The organism is Azotosporobacter soli (assembly GCF_030542965.1).
GTDB classification, from domain to species: domain Bacteria; phylum Bacillota; class Negativicutes; order SG130; family SG130; genus Azotosporobacter; species Azotosporobacter soli.
Map to the genome: position 1 here is coordinate 355,322 of NZ_JAUAOA010000001.1, position 14,701 is coordinate 370,022.

The 14,701-nt window shown below is 54.7% G+C and carries 14 protein-coding genes; all 14 read right to left on the reverse strand.

Features of this window, described 5'->3' with window-relative positions:
• Positions 1 to 42: 42 nt before the first annotated feature.
• Complete coding sequence (locus QTL79_RS01585) at positions 43 to 1,893, reverse strand: PocR ligand-binding domain-containing protein (protein WP_346353175.1); 1,851 nt, start codon at positions 1,891 to 1,893, stop codon at positions 43 to 45.
• Between the two features lie 166 nt (positions 1,894 to 2,059).
• Positions 2,060 to 2,482, reverse strand: coding sequence for an acyl-CoA thioesterase (locus QTL79_RS01590; protein ID WP_346353176.1), 423 nt, complete (start codon positions 2,480 to 2,482; stop codon positions 2,060 to 2,062).
• A gap of 202 nt (positions 2,483 to 2,684) precedes the next feature.
• Positions 2,685 to 3,467 (reverse strand): CheR family methyltransferase, encoded by a 783-nt coding sequence (locus QTL79_RS01595; RefSeq protein ID WP_346353177.1) that lies wholly within the window; start codon positions 3,465 to 3,467, stop codon positions 2,685 to 2,687.
• A gap of 113 nt (positions 3,468 to 3,580) precedes the next feature.
• Complete coding sequence (gene alr / locus QTL79_RS01600; RefSeq protein ID WP_346353178.1) at positions 3,581 to 4,687, reverse strand: alanine racemase; 1,107 nt, start codon at positions 4,685 to 4,687, stop codon at positions 3,581 to 3,583.
• A gap of 191 nt (positions 4,688 to 4,878) precedes the next feature.
• Complete coding sequence (locus QTL79_RS01605) at positions 4,879 to 5,052, reverse strand: Spo0E family sporulation regulatory protein-aspartic acid phosphatase (protein ID WP_346353179.1); 174 nt, start codon at positions 5,050 to 5,052, stop codon at positions 4,879 to 4,881.
• Positions 5,018 to 5,722, reverse strand: a complete 705-nt coding sequence (hypB, locus tag QTL79_RS01610; RefSeq protein ID WP_346353261.1) for a hydrogenase nickel incorporation protein HypB — start codon at positions 5,720 to 5,722, stop codon at positions 5,018 to 5,020. The genes QTL79_RS01605 and hypB overlap by 35 nt, the downstream gene beginning before the upstream one ends.
• Positions 5,722 to 6,066, reverse strand: coding sequence for a hydrogenase maturation nickel metallochaperone HypA/HybF (locus QTL79_RS01615; RefSeq protein ID WP_346353180.1), 345 nt, complete (start codon positions 6,064 to 6,066; stop codon positions 5,722 to 5,724). The genes hypB and QTL79_RS01615 overlap by 1 nt, the downstream gene beginning before the upstream one ends.
• Positions 6,067 to 6,150: 84 nt before the next feature.
• On the reverse strand, positions 6,151 to 8,133 hold the full coding sequence (locus tag QTL79_RS01620; protein ID WP_346353181.1) for a penicillin-binding protein: 1,983 nt from the start codon (positions 8,131 to 8,133) through the stop codon (positions 6,151 to 6,153).
• A 150-nt stretch (positions 8,134 to 8,283) separates the two neighbouring features.
• A complete protein-coding gene (locus QTL79_RS01625) occupies positions 8,284 to 8,439 on the reverse strand; it encodes a hypothetical protein (RefSeq protein WP_346353182.1) in 156 nt (51 codons plus the stop codon).
• Between the two features lie 60 nt (positions 8,440 to 8,499).
• Entirely contained in the window at positions 8,500 to 9,771 is a 1,272-nt protein-coding gene (locus tag QTL79_RS01630; RefSeq protein WP_346353183.1) for an exo-beta-N-acetylmuramidase NamZ family protein, read from the reverse strand.
• A gap of 65 nt (positions 9,772 to 9,836) precedes the next feature.
• Entirely contained in the window at positions 9,837 to 10,232 is a 396-nt protein-coding gene (locus QTL79_RS17905) for a methyl-accepting chemotaxis protein (RefSeq protein ID WP_428845453.1), read from the reverse strand.
• 527 nt (positions 10,233 to 10,759) lie between these two features.
• Positions 10,760 to 11,935: an FtsW/RodA/SpoVE family cell cycle protein gene (locus tag QTL79_RS01640; protein ID WP_346353185.1), complete on the reverse strand. Its 1,176-nt coding sequence runs from the start codon at positions 11,933 to 11,935 to the stop codon at positions 10,760 to 10,762.
• Between the two features lie 21 nt (positions 11,936 to 11,956).
• Positions 11,957 to 12,604, reverse strand: coding sequence for a tRNA (guanosine(46)-N7)-methyltransferase TrmB (gene trmB, locus QTL79_RS01645; RefSeq protein ID WP_346353186.1), 648 nt, complete (start codon positions 12,602 to 12,604; stop codon positions 11,957 to 11,959).
• 116 nt (positions 12,605 to 12,720) lie between these two features.
• Positions 12,721 to 14,628 (reverse strand): sigma-54-dependent Fis family transcriptional regulator, encoded by a 1,908-nt coding sequence (locus tag QTL79_RS01650; RefSeq protein ID WP_346353187.1) that lies wholly within the window; start codon positions 14,626 to 14,628, stop codon positions 12,721 to 12,723.
• Between the last annotated feature and the right edge of the window lie 73 nt (positions 14,629 to 14,701).

Consider the following 14,701-nt stretch of genomic DNA (forward strand, 5'->3'; position numbering starts at 1 on the left):
TCCATCAGCATACCACAAAAAAGAACGAAGAAAAACCGGCTCTCAAGAAAGAGCCGGCATCCTGATCGTGAAACGGCTACCCTCACCCGGCATGCTGCTGCACTCGATCCCGCCCTGCATTCGTCCGGTCACAATGTTGTAGACGATCGACATGCCAAGCCCCGAGCCGCCGCAGGATCGTTTGGTCGTGAAAAAAGGATCGAAGATCTTCTCGAGCACCTCCTCCGACATCCCCTTGCCGTCGTCACCATAAACCAGCACAAAGCCGTCCTCCTCTTTGCTGACTTCAATCCGGATGCAGCCTGCCTCATCGCCGTCATAAGCGTGCAGCAGCGAATTCATCAGCAGATTGGTCAGCACCTGCGCAAAATCGCCGGGGTAACCGTCCATTTCATAGCTGTCCTCACAAACGATTTCAATGCGGTGTTTCGTTTTTTTCAGCTTGGCATGCAGACTCAGCAAGATCTCTTCGATATATTCACGCAGTCTAAAGACGCGCCGGATCTCACCGGCCTGATCGACCGCGACTAGCTTGAAATTCTCGATCTGCCGCTTGGCACGCTCGAGGTTCATTTCCAGCATCAAGACCGCTTCGCCGCTTTGCGTGACATAGTCCTGCAGCGCGCTGCGCGTTAGCTGTCCGCTGGTAAAGTCGCGTTCCAATTTCAGCGTGCTTTGTTTCAGATGCGACGCCAGCGTTACGCCGATGCCGAGCGGCGTATTGATTTCATGCGCAGTGCCCGCCACCAAATCGCCCAGTGCCGCCATTTTTTCCATTTGCACGAGTTTGACTTGCGTCCTGGTCAACTGCGCCACCGTATTGACCAGTTCCGCATTGATCCTCTGCAATTCCTGGTTCGTCTCTCTCCACTCCTGTGTGCGCTGCTCGACCTTGCTCTCCAGCTCCTCTTTCGCCAGGCGCAATGCCTCTTCCATTTCCTTACGCTTCGTGATGTCATGCCAGACGAAGAGCGCACATTCCTCACCGTCAAACTCGATCACATCGGCCGAATAGCTGCCGATGCGCACTGCGCCGTCCGCCGCACGCCAGGCGATTTCCTGCTGCCAAAGCGAACCGCCGCCAAGCAGGACCTCAACCACCGCTTCATATTCATTTCTCTTTTCCCAAAGACCGATTTCTTGCGAAGTGCGGCCGATGATGCTTTCCCGTTCGTAACCGAGCATGCGGGAAAAACTGTCGTTGACTTCCAGATAGCAGCGATCAGACAAGCGAACAATGCCAACCACATCGGCTATTTTGTCAAACGCCTTATGAAAACGTTCTTCGGCCGCAACAAGGGCGTTTTGCACATACTCCTTCTCCCTGATCTCCTTTTTTAACAGCAAATTCGCATGTCCTAACTGCGAAACCAGCGTCGCCATTTTGGCGTAAAAAGACATCAGCGCCTCGACTTGCGTCTTTGTCCGGATCGGCACTTCTTCCAGCGCTGCCAGATAGTCCGCCTCCGCAAAACCATACCGTCTGGCCTGCTGTAAGAAACAGTCCCGGTCGATTTCCTCCGTGTCAAAGAAAAACTGCCCATGGCAGATATTGCCGATCCGGCGACCGTCCACCAAAATCGGCGTCATCAAATCCCACATGTTGTTCTTGCATTTATACGCCTTTACCTTGCCGCCTTCGGCTCCCTCGGAAAGGTTCAGATCGCTCTCCAGGCAATTCTTCAGAGTTTCAGGATGGGCACGATGAAAGCGCGTGCAGATGTCCTGCCAGCCTGTTGCGACAAGCACCTGGCCGTCCAGATCGATTATGCCGATGCCGCAGCCCGTTAACGAATAAAAGTCATCCATAATCGTCTGCAATTCGCCGCAATCAATCAGTTCCCGCAACGTCACTTCACTTTCCGCACGCTCCGGCGCATTCATGACCTCCATGTCCTTCCGCCTCTCTTTTCACCGTCTCTCCGCTTCCATTTTTTTCAATATTTCAATTCATTTGTACCACGCTGTTCATGTTTTGTCAATTGCAGTGCGGCAAAAAAAAGAAAGGCGTCGCAAAACGGCCCGCTCAGCCGTTTGCAACACCTTTCCCATCATTTTATTAGCGTTTTTTAACCAGGTTCTTGGCTTTTTCCATCAGTTCGACCTCTTCGTCGTTCGACGGCGTGATGACCAGACCATGCGGCGTCGAGTGTCCTTCGGAGTCGACATGGATGAACGTCATGAAACCGTCGAGCAAGAATTGCTCGTTATCGGCGCGAACAACCTTTACATAGACGACCATGCTGCTGCGGCCTACATAGGTGACCTTGCTTTCGTAACGCACGATGGTTCCTTTCGGTACCGGCCGGGTAAATACCATACCGTGGATATTGAGGCAGACGGTGTTTTCCGGACAGGTCATGTTGGAGGCGGCGACAAAACCTGCTTCCACGAACCACTCTGCGCCGCGACCGGCAAACAACGTACCATGATGATTCAGGTCATTTCCTTTGACTAAGTGATGGGTGATAAAGGTTTTCATGTTTTTCTCTCCTCTACGCATCTTCCCTACAATAGCGGGCAAATCGTTTTCGATTCTTCTCTCTGTTTGTATTCTGCATACAAAAAACATTTCCTGCTAAATTAGAACAAACTTTTCATTCTTTCACTGCAAGCTCTTCGCCGCAAAAGAATGCGCTTTAAAAAGGAAAAAGGCCAGGGCTACCGCCGAGGCCTTTCCTTTCTTATAATGGTTTGCGGTAAAAGAACGGCAGATAGCTGGTAAAGCCGATCTCACGGAAATTCAGGATCGCCTCGGTGCCGCCGACGAAAAGAACGCCGCCCGGTTTGAGCGCAGCAAGGAAACGACGATAGAGCGCATCCTTCGCCTCTTCGGTAAAGTAAATGACGACGTTGCGGCAGAGAATCAGATCAAAACCGCTTTCGAACTTATCGAGCAGCAGGTTGTTGCGTTTGAACTCGACGCGCGATTTGATGTCTTCACTCAAGACGTAATTGCTGTCCACTTTTTTAAAGTATTTCGACTCGCGCGAATTTGAGATGTTCTTGAACTCGGTCGTCGTATAGACGCCCTGTTTCGCTTTCGCCAGGATCTCGACGTCGAGGTCGCTGGCCAGGATGCGATGCCGCACGTTCGGCGTCAGTTCATTCAAGATGATCGCGAGCGAATATGGTTCCGCGCCGATCGAGCAGCCGGCGCTCCAGATATTGAGCTTCGGGCTGGCCTTCAAGAGTTCCGGCAGCACCTTCTGCTCGAGTTCCTGGAATTTCTCCGGCGTGCGGAAGAATTCGGTGACATTGATCGTCATATAATCGATGAAATCTTTGTACATCTTCGCGTCTTTTTCCAGCATCGCAAAGAAATCGACATAGGTCTTCGCGCCGTGGCGATTCATCAGATTGGTGATCCGTCTTTGCATTTGCGCTGCTTTATAGTCATTTAAATTAATGCCTGCTTTGGCGTTGAATTTCTGTTTGAATTGTTCCCAGTCGCGTTCGTCGCTCATGGTATGCACCTCCGCTTGTTTTCGCTACTAGCTAGCATTCGACAGGCCAAGAGTAAAACCCTACCGGAAAATGCATTTAAGTGAAATTAGCGCCGTCTCTTTTCTTCACTCTGTCACACATAGCTGCGCGGCACACGTTTGCCGATCATGCAGATCACTTCATAATGAATGGTTCCCATATGACGAGCCACTTCCTCGACCGGCAGTTCCTCGCCGCCGAACAAAAGCGCTTCGTCGCCGGCCGCAACGCCGGAAACATCGGTGACGTCGACCATGCACTGGTCCATACAGACGCGTCCGACGACGGTGGCGCGCTGGCCTTTGACCAGCACTTTGGCCCGGTTCGCGAGGGAACGGGACCAGCCGTCCGCGTAACCGACCGGCAAGGTGGCGATGCGGCTGGCCCGCTGCGTATAAAAAGCCAACCCATAACTGATCGGCGTACCGGCAGGAACCGCTTTGACGAAACCGACCTGCGCCTTTAATTTCATTGCCGGTTTGAGATTCAATTGGTGGCGGACTTCTTCCGACGGCCAAAGACCGTAAAGAATGATGCCCGGCCGGATCATATCGAGGTGCATCTCCGGCAGGTCGAGAACGGCCGCGCTATTGGCGATATGACGGATCGGAATCTCGATGCCGCGTGCTTTGACACGTTCGACCGCCGCGCTAAAGCGCCGGTATTGCTGCAGCGTAAACGCCTTGTCATTGCTGTCCGATGCGGCAAAGTGGGAATAGATGCCTTCAAGAAATATATTCGGCAATGCACTGACCGCAGCCGCAAAGTCACCGCTCTCTTGCGGCCGTATGCCGACCCGTCCCATGCCGGTGTCCACTTTGATATGAAGTTTCGCTGTCCGCCCCAACTGTACAGCTGCCGCAGACAAGGCCTGCGCTACCTCAAAGGAAAAGACCGTCTGCGTGATATCATTGGCGATGACGACTTCCGCCTGTTCCGGCGGCGTATAACCCAGCACTAAAATCGGCACCGTGATCCCGGCCTGCCGGAGTTCGAGCGCCTCACTGACAATCGCAACAGCCAGACAGTCCGCACCGGCCGCCAGTACCGCCTTGGCGACCGGTACCGCACCGTGCCCATAGCCGTCCGCCTTGACGACCGCGCAGAGTTTTGCGCTCGGCTTCACCCATTGCCTGATTTCTTTCACATTATGTTCAATGGCGGTCAAATCGATTTCCGCCCATACGGATCGTTCCAACATAAGAATCTCCTGCCTCCTATTCACTGAAAACACGACTGAATCTATGATACTGCGTTCCGCGCTACGGCGCAAGCATTGCAGGCACTCAAACAACTGACGAATCCCAAACAGGCGACGCTGCGACGCCGATACGCAAAAACAGCCCCGCTGGGCTGTCTTTTGGCTAAACCGGCAAGTCGTCAGCCTTCCGTTCAGCTGCCTTGCCGCTTTTTCTCGCGTTCATATTGGACGATCAGCTCATCCAATTCCATGCTGTAGGCCGCCACTTCCGGATCAACCAGGTTGCCGCGCTTGGCCTCTACCAGAAGATGCAAGCGCTTGCGCGCTTCTTCAATCGCGATCTTCATTCCTTCCAACTTCACCATTTCCTCCCTTGCTCCTTACCTGTTTTCTCCGCACTTGCTCCCGCAGCCATTCATACCACGCCGTCAAGCCATCGCCTGTCTGACAGGACACCTCGATGATCGGCGCCAACGGGTTGATCCCCTTGATGTCCCGCACCGCTTTCGTCTTGTCAAAATTTAGATGGGGCAGCAGGTCTGTCTTATTCAAAATAGCCACCGCCGCACGGCGGAAGGCCAACGGATATTTTAACGGTTTGTCTTCGCCTTCGGTAACGCTGAGCAAAACGACCTTGGCATCTTCGCCGATGTCGAATTCCGCCGGACAGACGAGATTGCCGACATTCTCAATCACCAATATGTCAAGTTTCGCCAGAGGCAGATCGCCGAGCACCGCTTCGATCATGCCGGCGTTCAGATGGCAGCCGCCGGCGGTGTTGATCTGAACGGTCGGAATGCCGTGGCGCGCAATCCGTTCGGCGTCCTGCGCCGTGTACAAATCGCCTTCCACGACCGCGAAACGCAGTTCCTGCCCGAGAGCCTCTACCGTCTGTTCGAGCAGACTTGTCTTGCCGCAGCCAGGCGAACCCATGAGATTCAAGACCAGTATGCCGTAGTCGTCCAGTCTTTCTTTTACCGCCTTGGACATCGCTTCGTTATGTTCCAGCAAGTCTTCCATCACACGAATCTGCATCATTCAACCTCCACATATTCCACGGCCAGTTCGCGACCGCTATGAATTTCCGTCTGAGCTGAACCACAATGGATACAGGAAAAGCGATACTCTTGCAAGGTGAAGTCGCGGCCGCAGTTGCGACAAAACACGACGAGCGGCACCGTCTCAAGAAGCAGTGTTGCGCCCTGCGCAGCCGTGCCGTTTGTCGCCGCCAAAAAACCATAACGCAGCGCCTCCGGTTCGACGTTCGTCATCTTCCCGATGCGCAATTTGACCAGCGTCACCCGGCTTTCCTTGCTCTGCGTCGCTAACGTCCGCAGCGCGATTTCAACGATGCTTTGCGCCAGCGCCAGTTCGTGCATAGTGATGCTCCTTGTATTTTGTATCTTCGAATCGTATTTGTCAATAAAAAGAAAAACGCTTTTTCTTTTTCCTGCGCCAGGCTTCTACTCCGGTTCAAAGCGGCCTTTGATCGCGGTGCCGGGATCGACGAGATCACGCGGCGGATAATCCTGTCCGACGCAGCGTCCGCTGCCGAGCGGCACCAGAGCCAAGCCCGCCTGCGAGAGGATTTCTCCGGCCTCGCGGATACTTTTGCCGCGCAGATTCGGTACCAGCACCTTGCCGGGCGGCACAACGACCGGCGTCGCATCGCTCTCGTCGCGTTTCGGCGGCAGTGCAGCCGGCATGCTGAGCGCTTTCGTCTCCGGCAACTGTCCGGCGCTGCCCTGCGGCGCGATGTTCAGATAGCGCAAAATCTGGCCGAGAATGTCGCCGGCAATCGGCGCGGCGATCTGACCGCCGTAATAAACGCCGTTCGGATCGTCGATGATTAAGAGGATAGAAACCTGCGGATTCTCGACCGGTCCGAAACCGGCAAATGAGGCGATATAGCGTCCTTTATAATAACCGCCCTGCGGATCGAGTTTCTCGGCCGTCCCAGTCTTACCGGCGATTCGGTAGCCCTTGACCGCGGCATTCTTGCCGCCGCCTTCCGAAACGACCTTTTCCATCAGCATCGCAATCGTCCTGGCCGTCTGCGTCGAGACGACCTGGCGCACCGATTCCGGCTCCGTCTTTTTCACCAGCGTGCCGTCACTGGCGCGAATCTCTTTCACGATATGCGGTTTTAGCAGCAGGCCATCGTTCGCAATCGCTGAAATGCCCGCAATCAGCTGCAGCGGCGTAACGGCGATACTCTGTCCGATCGCCATCGTCGCCACATCGGACGGACGCATGTCTTTCGCTTCAAAGAGCAGCCCTTCCTCTTCGCCCGGCAGTTCGATCCCGGTCGAATGTCCGAAACCGAAGGCCTTCGCATAATCGCACAGTCTTTGCGCACCGACTCTTAGGCCAACTTCGACGAAACCGGTATTGAGCGATTGTTTGAAGATATCGGTAAACGGCACATTGCCGTAGCTGTCGCCGCTCCAGTTCTGTATCCGCCGGTCGCCAACCTGGATATAGCCTTTATCGAAAAAGCGTTCATCCGGACTTACTTCGTTTTCCTGGATCGCCGCCGCCGTTACCAGCGCCTTAAACGTCGAACCCGGCTCATAAATGAAATTCACCGCCCGGTTGCGCCAGCTGGCGGAATTCGATTGCCCGAAACGGTTCGGATTGAAGGTCGGGCGGCTGGCCATCGCCAGCACTTCGCCCGTTTTCGGATTCATCACAATCAGCGTCGCAGCCTGCGCTCCCGTTGTCGCCATCGCCTTATCCAGTCCCTGCTCCGCGAGAAACTGGATGTTGCTGTCGAGCGTAAGAAAGACATTTTGCGTCCGCTTTTGCGCCGCGAAAGTAAAGATCGATTTAAAGATCGGTATGCCGCGCACATCGGTATCGACAAGCTGTTCCGTCCACGAGCCTTTGATCGTCTTATCGAGCGACAACTCAAGCCCATCCAGTCCGGTATCGTCCGTACCGACGAAGCCGATGACCTGCGCCGCCAGAGAGCCGCTCGGATAATAACGCTTGCTTTCATCCATGAAACCGAAACCGCTCAGATGGTTTTCTTTCATCACCCGTTTGACCTGTTCCGTCATTTCCGGCTCCATCGTCCGTCGCACCCAGACGAAGCGTCCTTTCAGACTGATCAATTCGTGCAGCTCTTCGGTCTTCATGCCGAGCACCGGCGCCAGCAAAGCCGCCGTCTGATCCGCATCCTTGATGCCTTCCGGATCGGCAAACAGCGATTTATTAACATTGCTGACCGCCAGTTCACGCCCGCCGCGGTCATAGATCGTGCCGCGCGGCGAATGCAGGCGTTTGCTTTCGCGCAATTGGCTCTGCGCCTTGGCCGCCATCAGCGGCCCTTCCCAAAATTGAATCCGCGCCAATTTTCCGAGTAGTACTAAAAAGACAAGAACCAGCAGGATCATCATCCAGGCAATCCTTTTCTGCAGTCCCTGCGCTCGTTTCAACATCATGATGAACTATGTTCCTTTCTTCACTTGGCAGCATCGCTCCACTTTGTCACAATCCTCTTTGATTCGTCGTTCGTTGCGCTTTTCCTGCTGCGTAGCGTGCGGCACGCGCGAGAAAAAACCCCCGCCGGACCGGCGGGGGTTAAAAGACCGTCAGGACATTTTACGCCCGCGATCCGTTTGCTTCAATTCTTTATCCAAGAGCGTCTTGAAATCGGCTGCCGCTTTCTTGCGCTGCGCAAGTGATGTGCCGCGCGGCTCGCGCTTCGTCAACTCCGATGGATGCGTCGATGTGATGCGACCTATCAAAACTACCGCCCCCTTTGCAGCTAGCTGTTATAGATAGTATCGTACACTTTTTTTATTTACTTAAGGCTTATATAAATAAAAAATCTCCGCCTGCTTTTGAAACTGTTCCGCTTCCCGCTTCCAAAACGTCTTTATTTCTTCCAGACTATAACGTCCGCTGCGCAGCCGGTCTTCGCCGCTGATCAGATCGATCATGCCTTCACCGTAACCTCGGTTGTAACGGAAGTCCACGCCGCCGCTCTCTTTGATCTGATAGAGCAGCGTAAGCGCCGTCTCGAGTGCACGATACTTTTTCGCATCCGTCACGTGGATCTGTACGCCGCCGCAGACTTCGCCCTGGTACAATCCGAAACGGGGCACAAAATACGCTGCGCGAAAATGCACACCGGGAAGTTTTTTCGCATTCATGTCATCGGCCAGGCTGTCGGCTCTCAACCACGGCGCACCAACAAGTTCGAACGGACGCGTCGTACCCACCCCTTCGGAGACGTTCGTGCCGCCGAACAGTCCGGTGCCCGAATAGACCAGTGCGCTATCGGGCGTAGGTATGTTCGGCGACGTCATGATCCAGGGCAGTCCGGTATCGGCAAACAGCATACTGCGCCGCCAGCCGGTCATCGGCACGACTTCGAGCTTGCAATGAATGCCGAACGACTCATTGAACAGACGCGCCAATTCGCCGACGGTCATGCCATGCCGGATTGGAATCGGATACATGCCGATGAACGAAGTGAAGCCCGGTTTGAGCACCGGCCCCTCCACCATTCCGCCCGCTGGATTGGGCCGGTCAAAGACGACGAAGGTCTTCCCCTGTTCACGACAGCTCTCCATAGCATAGGCCATCGTATAAATATAAGTATAGGAACGCGAACCGACATCCTGAATGTCAAACGCCAGCACATCGATGTCGGCGAGCATCGCCGCGCTCGGTTTCTTCGTATCGCCGTACAGGCTGTAGACCGGCAGTCCGCTGCGTAAGTCGGTATAGGAGCCGACCGCTTCGCCGGCCGGACGATCGCCCCAAAGCCCATGCTCAGGCGAGTAGAGCGTCGTCAGATTGGTCTTGGCTGCCAACACCTCGACGCTCGACTTGTAATCGCTCGTCATTCCGGTCGCGTTGGTGATCAAGCCTACGCGCTTACCCGCAAAAAGCGGCAGGTACTGATCCAGATTATCGATGCCCAGCCTGACCACCGTTTTCTCCGGCGCTGCAGTTACTTGAACTAAGGGCGGCGCAGCCTTGGGGGGCAATTTCGCCGCTTCCGCGCCCGCCGTGAAGAAGGCCAGACTGCCAAGCAGCAACGCCAGCAAGCAACCGTTTCTCTTATCCATACTCTCTTCGCCTCGCTTTCCGCCTTAAAAAGAAAAGCGCCCGCCTGCCGGCAGGCGCTTCTCTCTTAGCGTATCCCTGTGATTAATTCTTCGCCAGCGTGTTTTTCGGTCACGCGGGCCGTTTCTTCGATGCCGGTGATGATGCCCTGCATTGAGTTTTCGATGTTTTGCAGGATCGTGTTGATCTTTTTGGTCGCTTCCACACTGTCTTCGGCCAGTTTGCGCACTTCATTCGCGACTACCGCGAAACCGCGTCCCTGTTCGCCTGCACGCGCCGCTTCGATCGCGGCGTTAAGGCCGAGCAGATTGGTCTGCTGCGAGACCTTATTGATGAAACCGATCACCTCATGCGTATTGCTGATATGGCCTTTCGCGTCATTGACCGACTTCGTCAGCACTTCGACCTTGCCATGCAATTCTTCCTGCATCAGCGTTTGCGATTTCACCAGATGATACATCATTTGCGCAATAAACGCGTCGACCAGTTTTACACCCTCGCCCTTATGCTCTTCGATCAGGCGATTTACTTCCTCATTGCCGGTAATATTCAGGACAACCGTAACCGCTTCCAGTTTCAGCGCCTCTTTCACATCGGCAAAGGTACGGATGCCCAGCTTTTTCGCCAACTGGATCGCAACCGCCTCGCTTTTCGGATCTACGACCCCGACGACCGACACGTCCTTTACCTTGCGGCACAATTCAAGAATTCCCGCGCCGCCGCGGCCGCCGCCTACCAATAACACATTGATCACGCCATACCCTCCCCATTCTCGTCAAACGCTGTAAGCAAAAGACTGCCGCAGGTTTCAAGCTGCCGCAAGAGCAGACGTTCCCGTTTTTGCAAACGATCACTCCGTCCACAGCAGTTGAAGCCTTCACAGCAGTCTCTGGCTCCGATTATGACAGCGCCGCCCTCCGGCAAATATTGCAAATATTGCGATGAAACCTATTATACTATATTACTGCAGCGCCGCACAGTATCTTTAATTTATTTCACCCGACTAAGACGACGTGATTGCTGCAAGCGCTCACGCACCCCACCGGGCAGAGTCGCTTCCGGTTCCGCAGGACGGACGCCCTGCCGATTGACATTCAGCAGAAGGCCGATCGCCGTCATATTCACCAGGAGCGACGTTCCGCCGAAACTGATGAACGGCAGCGGCACGCCGACCACCGGCAAGAGGTTCGTGACCATCGCCATATTGATCATTCCCTGTCCGACGATCAGAAAAACGACGCCCATCGCAAGGAATTTTCCGTATGCATCGCGCGCCTGTAGTGCAATCTTGATGCCATGGTAACCAAGCGCAAGAAAAAGCAGCAGCACCGCCGCCGCGCCGACAAAGCCCATTTCCTGGCAGAGTACGGCAAATGCGAAGTCGGTATGCGCTTCCGGCAGATAATCGAACTTGCTCGCACCCATGCCGAGGCCCGAACCCCAAAAGCCGCCGGAACCGATCGCCAAGAGCCCCTGCACGGCCTGATAGCCGATGCCGTCCTTAAAATCCCAGGGATTCTGCCAGGCATAGTAGCGCTCTGCGCGGTAGGCGGCCGAAAACGTCAGATAGTAGCCCAGACCGCCGCCGATCGCGCCAAGGATCACCAAGTACTCGAACGCCATTCCGCCCAGCACCTGCAGGCCAAGCGCGATTCCGACGATGATCACGGCCGTCCCCATGTCCGGCTGCTTCAGGACGATCCCGCCCAACAGCAGCGCCAGTAAGAGCGGCGCCGTAAAGAGCGGTATCCTGCGCCCGCGCTCCGCCAAGCGGCCGAGATAAACCGCGCTGAACAGCATCACGGTGAATTTTGCCAGTTCCGACGGCTGAAACTGAAAGCCGAGATTCAGCCAACGTCTTGCGCCGTTGACCTCGACGCCGATAAAATGAACGGCAACGAGCATCGCGAACGTGACCAGGCCGAGCGGAAAAACGGCATTTTGCCAACGCTTATAATCGGTTCGGATCATGATCAGCATAAAGAGCATGCCGATCGCCGCCGATAAGAGATGGCGCTTCAAAAAATAATAACTGTCGCCTAAATTTTGTCCCGCATGAACAAAGCTCGCACTGAAAATATTAAGCGCGCCGAACATGAAGAGCAGCAGCGTAATCCAGCCTACGGCCTCACCGTGGCTCACCCACAAACGCGGCAGCCATTTCATAGCGTCCGCCTCCCCTTCTTTTTACTTCGCAAAGCGTGCTTCGCAGCGGTTGATCGGCGTCCCCAGCGCGCTGAACTTGCGTTCGTATTCCGTCATCACATTGTCCTGCCAATCTTCGCTGTGCAAATCATAGGAGACCTTCACCAGTTCCAGTCCGTTCGCCGCAAATTCTTCCAAGGAAAAATCGAAGAGCGGACGGTTGTCGGTCTTGAACCAGATATCGCCCTGCGCCGCCAAAACTTCACGATAGCGCGCCAAAAAACGCGCATGCGTCAGACGCCGTTTGGCATGGCGGACCTTCGGCCAGGGATCGCAAAAATTGATGAACAAGCGATCCATTTCCCCCGGCGCGAAGAATTCAGTCAAACGTCCGACGTCGGCCAACAGCAGGCGCAAATTGACGAGTTTTTGCTCCGCCGCCCGTTTTACCGCCTGGTAGATGACATCCTGCTGCCCTTCGATGCCGATGAAGAGAATATCAGGATGACGCGCCGCCATCTCGGTAATAAATGAACCTTTTCCGGTACCCACTTCGACGTGCAGCGGTCCTGCCGCGGCAAAACGCTGACGCCAGCGCCCCCGGCAATCTTTGTCCTCATGTTCGCGGACGAGAATATCGTTGAATTGATCGAGCGCTTCGCCGATCCATGGTTTTTTTCGTAATCGCATAGTCATTCCTCGCTCTATTGATAATGCAGGCAGCAACGCCATAGACAGCAGAATCTTATCACAATCTTCCCTGTAAAGACAAGAGGCTGTCTCGATTTTGAGACAGCCTCTTCGCTTTAATTCTGCTTATCCAAACCGAATTTTTTCAGATAACGGTAGAGCGTAACCCGGCTGACGTCGAGCATATTGGCCAGACGGCTGATGTTGCCGCCGGCCGCTTTCCAGACATCGATGAAGATTTCTTTGTCTTCTTTCCATTCGTTGCCGATACCGGTATCTCCCAGTAAACTTATATCGTTCGTGGCAATGACATTGCCGTTGGTGCTGAAGAATGCCTGTTCAACGACGCCCTGCAATTGCTTGATATTGCCCGGCCAGTCATAGGACATCAGCAGTTCGGCCGCTTCGGGCTGCAGGCGTTTTTCCGGCAGGCTGTGCTGTTCGGCCAGTTCCCCGATGATATGTTCCGCCAGCAGCGGAATATCGTCGCGCCGCGAACGCAGCGGCGGAATCCGGATCGTGCTGCGCGAGATCAGTTCATGCAGCGCGCCTTCGAACGCGCCTTTTTCCGTCAGACGCTTTAAGTCCAGATCGCAGGCCGCGATGATGCGGATGTCAAAATGACGGCGCACCGTTTCGCCGACACGGCTCAATTCCTTGCTGCGCAAAGCTCCGGCCAGACGCTGTGCGACATGCGACGGCAGCTTCTCCACTTCATCCAAGAACAGTGTGCCGCCATTGGCCAGTTCGAGTTTGCCCGGACGCCCTTCATAGCCGTCGTCAGCGATGCCGAACAATTCGTCTTCGAGCACTTCCGGCAGCATATCGCCGCATTTCATCGAAATAAGCGGCCCTGCCGCACGTCCGCTGGCCTGATGAATGGCATGCGCCAGACGCTGCTTGCCCGTACCGGCTTCGCCCTGCAGCAGGACGTGATTGTTGTTCTTGGCGACACGCGCTGCTTTTTCCTTCATCGTAAGGAAGACCGAGGCCTGCCCGACCATGCTGGAGAGGCTGTAGCGCGCCTTGTAGCCGACCGCATGCGCGACCAGCGTCCTTAGATCTTCAATCGGCAGCGATACCGCGACAACGCTGGCGACGCCTTTGTCCGTCTCCATCGGCACCACGGTCGTGATATCCTCGTACGTCTTTTTCGGCGTAATCCAAGTCACTTCTTTATTATAAGAAGGAATGCCTTTGAAACCTTTATAAATCGGCGTATGGCGATAATTCAGCACTACGTCGCTGAGGTTGGGCGGCCGTTCATCACTGCCCATCGCGTCAATGCCGGCGAGGCGGCTTTGCCCTAATTTATTCGTATATACGACTTCACCGTTCGGTTCGACATGGTAGACGGCAAACGGCACGGCATCGAGGATCGCGTGACGCGCTTTCAACTGTTCCTGCACCGCCAGATGACTTTCCATACCGTACTTGATGCTGACCAGCAGCGCCACGACCGCGCTGTAAGGCAGGCTTTCCTGTTCTACCGATACGATCGTCACGATATATTTCAGTTCGCCATCGAGCATGATCGGAACCGAGCAGGCGTCTCCGTTATGACCTTCTTCCTGCCACATTTCAGCACCGAAGACGAGAAAAGGCACCTTGCGTTCACTCGCAATGCTGATGCTTGACGTCCCGATATCCTGTTCCGCCAGACGCGCGCCTTCCAATTCGCCCGGCGTGCGCTGAAAAAACGGCATCGCATAGTTTTTCAGCACATAACTCTCGGCATCCAATAAGAGCATGCTCAAATTATATACATTGAAATGCTCCCGCGTCTCGTGGTACATGCCTTCCAGATAGGTCATCGCCGGCTGATGCTGCCGTCGTCTGCGCTCCAGTTCATCGCGGCTCAAACGGACGTTGACCTTGAAGCGATCCGCCTTGACGCCCAGGCGTCGGCTTTGTTGCCAGGACTGAGCGATCCAGGGGTGGACATTCGGGTCCAACACTCCGTCCTCCATGAATTTCCGATAATAAATTTCCAGTTTTTCTTTACTCCGCCGTTCTCGAATCATGCACAATCCTCCATCTGACACAATCATGATGAATGTTTCAAAAAAATCATACCACAAAACCTCGTAAATGCCT

Excerpts from the sequence above, each read along its gene's own strand:
- QTL79_RS01590 (WP_346353176.1), bottom strand. The coding sequence starts at position 2,482 with ATGAAAACCTTTATCACCCATCACTTAGTCAAAGGAAATGACCTGAAT.
- QTL79_RS01630 (WP_346353183.1), bottom strand. The coding sequence starts at position 9,771 with ATGGATAAGAGAAACGGTTGCTTGCTGGCGTTGCTGCTTGGCAGTCTG.
- QTL79_RS01615 (WP_346353180.1), bottom strand. The coding sequence starts at position 6,066 with ATGCACGAACTGGCGCTGGCGCAAAGCATCGTTGAAATCGCGCTGCGG.
- QTL79_RS01650 (WP_346353187.1), bottom strand. The coding sequence starts at position 14,628 with ATGATTCGAGAACGGCGGAGTAAAGAAAAACTGGAAATTTATTATCGG.
- QTL79_RS17905 (WP_428845453.1), bottom strand. The coding sequence starts at position 10,232 with ATGATGTATCATCTGGTGAAATCGCAAACGCTGATGCAGGAAGAATTG.
- QTL79_RS01640 (WP_346353185.1), bottom strand. The coding sequence starts at position 11,935 with ATGAAATGGCTGCCGCGTTTGTGGGTGAGCCACGGTGAGGCCGTAGGC.
- trmB (WP_346353186.1), bottom strand. The coding sequence starts at position 12,604 with ATGCGATTACGAAAAAAACCATGGATCGGCGAAGCGCTCGATCAATTC.
- QTL79_RS01620 (WP_346353181.1), bottom strand. The coding sequence starts at position 8,133 with ATGATGTTGAAACGAGCGCAGGGACTGCAGAAAAGGATTGCCTGGATG.
- QTL79_RS01605 (WP_346353179.1), bottom strand. The coding sequence starts at position 5,052 with ATGGTGAAGTTGGAAGGAATGAAGATCGCGATTGAAGAAGCGCGCAAG.
- QTL79_RS01595 (WP_346353177.1), bottom strand. The coding sequence starts at position 3,467 with ATGAGCGACGAACGCGACTGGGAACAATTCAAACAGAAATTCAACGCC.
- hypB (WP_346353261.1), bottom strand. The coding sequence starts at position 5,722 with ATGCAGATTCGTGTGATGGAAGACTTGCTGGAACATAACGAAGCGATG.
- alr (WP_346353178.1), bottom strand. The coding sequence starts at position 4,687 with ATGTTGGAACGATCCGTATGGGCGGAAATCGATTTGACCGCCATTGAA.
- QTL79_RS01585 (WP_346353175.1), bottom strand. The coding sequence starts at position 1,893 with ATGGAGGTCATGAATGCGCCGGAGCGTGCGGAAAGTGAAGTGACGTTG.